This window comes from Bacillus cereus (assembly GCF_002561295.1).
In the GTDB taxonomy this organism is placed as follows: domain Bacteria; phylum Bacillota; class Bacilli; order Bacillales; family Bacillaceae_G; genus Bacillus_A; species Bacillus_A cereus_S.
In genome coordinates, this window is the sequence record NZ_NTUG01000092.1 from 1 (window position 1) to 272 (window position 272).

Genomic DNA, 272 nt, shown 5'->3' on the forward strand with positions numbered 1-272 from the left:
CCTTGTTCACCTTGAATACCTTGCTCGCCTTGGATACCTTGTTCGCCTTGAAGCCCTTGTTCGCCCTGAGGCCCTTGTTCGCCCTGAGGCCCTTGTTCGCCTTGAAGCCCTTGTTCACCTTGAATACCTTGTGGCCCCTGTTCGCCTTGAAGTCCTTGCTCGCCCTGAGGTCCCTGTTCGCCCTGAGGTCCTTGTTCACCTTGAGGTCCCTGTTCGCCCTGAGGCCCTTGTTCGCCTTGAGGCCCAGTTTCGCCTTGAATACCTTGCTCGCC

Annotated in this window: 1 protein-coding gene; it reads right to left on the reverse strand. The window is 57.7% G+C overall.

Annotation, left to right across the window (positions count from 1 at the left end):
- Nucleotides 1-272 (reverse strand): hypothetical protein (locus tag CN373_RS24980; protein WP_240519127.1); only part of this gene is annotated, 272 nt, incomplete at both ends.